This is a genomic window from Wolbachia endosymbiont of Cylisticus convexus, assembly GCF_003344345.1.
Genome location: NZ_QPIP01000186.1, coordinates 1 through 3,560, shown reverse-complemented (window position 1 = coordinate 3,560; position 3,560 = coordinate 1). Strand labels below are relative to the sequence as shown.

Genomic DNA, 3,560 nt, shown 5'->3' with positions numbered 1-3,560 from the left:
TGAAGACTCGATAAATATAACAAAACAAGGTCTGGACTTTAGATTTACTAAGGAAGCAGTGGAATTCATGAAAAGAATGTATAATGAATCTTTAACGTTACTTAAAAATACCTTACAAGTTGATTGCAGAATCTTGAAGCACTTTGGAGGTGTTAAGGTATTAGACAGCAGCTATATTAGCTTACCTAACAGTATGGAAGACATGTATAAAGGTTATAGCTACAGTGGTTATGAAAGCAATACTAAGTCTGGAATAAAGTTACAATTAGTTTTTGACTACCTAAACCAGACATTAGACCAGCTTAATATAACTGAAGGAATAAGGTCAGATCAGGGTTATAGAAGCCATTTAAGCAATATATCGAGCAACGATTTACTAATATCTGATTTGGGTTATTTTGTGCCAAGTTCTTTTAAACAAATCAATGAAATAGGAGCTTATTTCATAAGTCGTTATAAATCCGATACCAACATATATGATATAGAGACAGGTCAAAAAATAGATTTACTAGAACATTTGGAAGATCGATCTTTTCTAGAACAGGAGGTATTGTTAGAAAAAGAAACAAAGGTTAAAGTGAGAATTATATGTAAAAAACTAACTGAAGAACAAGCTATGGTTAGAAGAAGAAAGGCTAATAAGTTAGCAAGATCACATGGATACATATCTTCTCAAAGGAACCAAAAGTTACTAAATTGGTCGATATTTATAACTAATGTTCCAAAAAGTAAGATTAATGCTGAGCAAATACTAGTAGTTTACCGAATAAGATGGCAAATTGAATTATTGTTCAAATTATATAAGAGTAATATAAGGCTTGATAAGCTGAGAGGAAAGCCATACAGAGTATTATGTGAGCTATATGCCAAATTGTGTGCAATTCTTATATTTCATGGAATAGTGGGTTGCACAGAACTGAAAAAAAATACGGAGCTTAGCTTAACAAAGGCATTTATTGAGCTAAAAAGACGGGTTAGAGAGTTATTTTTAGCACTAAATAATAAAATTAAAGGCTTAAATATTTTTCTCAAAAAGCTTACCATAACTTGGTCGCAATTTTCATTAAAAGACAAGTACAGAAAAACTAGGGTATCCACCTTAACTTCTCTAAATTTGCTCACAATCTCTTAACTTGACGCCTATGGTTAAATAAACTGTGTCAAACCGAGAAATAAAATAATAAATTAAGATAAAAATGGAGGTTTGACATGAGTCAAAAAGTAGCAAACAGAACTACCGGGTTGGTAGATTACAAAGAATTAGAAACAAATATCTTGTCGTCTATACGAGAAGGTAGACCACTGACAGGAAGAGGTGACACCGTTTATAAAAAAGCTGCTGGAGGCAAGCTTGGAAGGTGAAATAGAAAATCACTTATCAAATGAAGATATTGAAGAATTTGGCAATATGTGCAAGGACACAGTATATAACTATCTTAAAAAAGTAAACTATAGATATAAAAAAAACTTTTCTTTATCAAGAAAGGGATAAAGTGAAACGCGAAGAGTTCATGAAAAAGATAGAAGAAATAAACGGAGAAAACTTGATATTCATAAGGGATAGAGGACAATGAATTTTATGCATACGGATGGGCTAAAAAAGGCAAAAGGTTATTTGCAGATAAACCAGGATACAAAAGAAGGAGAGTGAGCATAATTGGAGCACTGAATGAAGGAAAAACCATGGATAATTGATGGGTATTGTAACAGCGAAATATTTGAAGCATACATCGAAAATAGGCTTGTCCCAATATTAAAACCTGATCATTCTCGACAATGCGAGCTTTCATAAATCTGAAAGAACGAAAAAATTAAAAGAAAGTGTTAAATGTAAAGTTTTATTTTTGCCATCATACTCGCCGGATTTAAATCCAATTGAGAAATTTTGGTTTGCTATAACGTAAGAAAGTCACTGCCAAATTTTTGGCCTGATCTGCCATTGATTTTGTTTTTTAGCACTCGGAGAAACCTTACTTTGGTTAGCTATAGTTCTTGATAGTCTACTAATCCAACATATTTGTTTGCCATTTTTTCACTCATGTGTAAAACCTCCGTTTTATATTAATTCTAATATTTTACTTTTCGGTTTGACACAGTTTATTTTACCATATGCGTCAAGTTAAGAGAATACACCCAATATAGCAACCATTTAAGGTTTATTTGTTATATTTATTTTTTAAGAAATCTTGGTCTTAAATAAGATAATTTTTTTTAAAGAGTCTATAAATTACTAATTTTATCGTTTAATGTCTAAAATAATTTTTACCGCTTCTCTTCTTGTATCTTGTAAAAAGCATCTAATGTTTTAAGCTTAAGCATTAGGTGGAGGAGGGAAGAACTCTGTTTCTCCTCTTAGATATAAAATCTGTAAGAAAGATAAGAGTTCCCTCCTCAAAAGTATAGGCTGGACGGTATCGTAGAAAGACCTAAATGGCTCTAATTCTGTATCCACAAGGTTAGCCTTACTTTTCGTTTTAAATGGTAACGTATGGGGTTATATATGATCAACAACTTTCTTGGAATTGATGTATCAAAAGATCGCTTTGATGTTTTTCTTTCATTCATAAGTAAAAAAGAAAAGCGTGAAACTAGGAAAAGGAGCTTTAAGAACGATGATCTTGGGTTTCAAGGTCTGCTGAGTTTTCTACAAAAGCATAATGTGGAAGAAGTAAAGTCATGCATGTGGTTGTTATAGCGAAGCTTTGGCTGAATTTCTGCACAATGCTGGACATTTTGTTAGTGTTGTAAATCCTTATTGTATTAAATCTTATACAAGGAGTAAGCTCGTAAGACAAAAGAATGATCAGACTGATGCAGAAATTATTGCTGATTATTGCCAAAGACAGGAACCAACTCGTTGGACACCACCTTCTTCTGAAATGAAAAAATTAAAACATCTTTATCGTTGCTCAGTTGCGTTAAAAGAATTAGTAAATAACCACCTAGAAAAAAAAGAGAGACTGCCTAAAGAAGTTGCAAATGCTTGTTGCAACGAATATAGTTAAAAAAATAGAAATAATAAAAAACTCCATACGCAAACTATTAAAGCAGCACAAAGAATTGTTGGAAAATTTTCAGCTTCTATTGACTATTCCAGGAATAGGAGAGGAATCAGCAATGGCTATTTTAGCTGAAATCCCTGACATAAAAGCTTTTAGAGATGCCAGGCAATTGGCAGCATATACAGGAGTTATACCGAAAAATATAACATCAGGTTCATCTGTACATTCTAAACCAAGATTAAGTAAATCAGGTTCACAAACATTACGTAAGGCCCTTTTCTTTCCTGCCATAGTAGCCAAGAATCACAATCCTATCATTGTGAGTTTTTGCCAAAGACTAAAGAAGAAGGGTAAGCATAATATGGCAATTGTGGGAGCTGCAATGCGTAAGCTACTCCATATCATTTTCGGTATCCTGACATCCAAAAGTGCTTTTGATCCAAATCATATCAAGAATTACAGAACTAGGATGTTGACTGTAGTTTAAAATCAAAAAATGCTTCCAATCCATTCAACATATTCACTAACTGTAATCTGTGTACTGTTACACAATCAGAA

Annotated in this window: 2 protein-coding genes and 2 pseudogenes; all 4 read left to right on the top strand. The window is 32.7% G+C overall.

The genetic code is table 11. The annotated features are described in order from the left end of the window. Nucleotides 1-1,132: IS4 family transposase (locus tag Wcon_RS10060; protein ID WP_114517839.1), on the top strand; the 1,132-nt coding region annotated here is incomplete at its 5' end. Nucleotides 1,133-1,209: 77 nt separating this feature from the next. Then, nucleotides 1,210-1,396 (top strand): annotated as a pseudogene (locus tag Wcon_RS10055) (IS256 family transposase); the annotation flags it as partial. Nucleotides 1,397-1,760: 364 nt separating this feature from the next. Then, the gene (locus Wcon_RS13170; protein ID WP_114517966.1) at nucleotides 1,761-1,904 is read left to right on the top strand and encodes a transposase; all 144 of its coding nucleotides are present in this window, start codon (nucleotides 1,761-1,763) and stop codon (nucleotides 1,902-1,904) included. Nucleotides 1,905-2,500: 596 nt separating this feature from the next. Further along, nucleotides 2,501-3,489: pseudogene (locus Wcon_RS10045) on the top strand (IS110 family RNA-guided transposase). Nucleotides 3,490-3,560 lie beyond the last annotated feature (71 nt).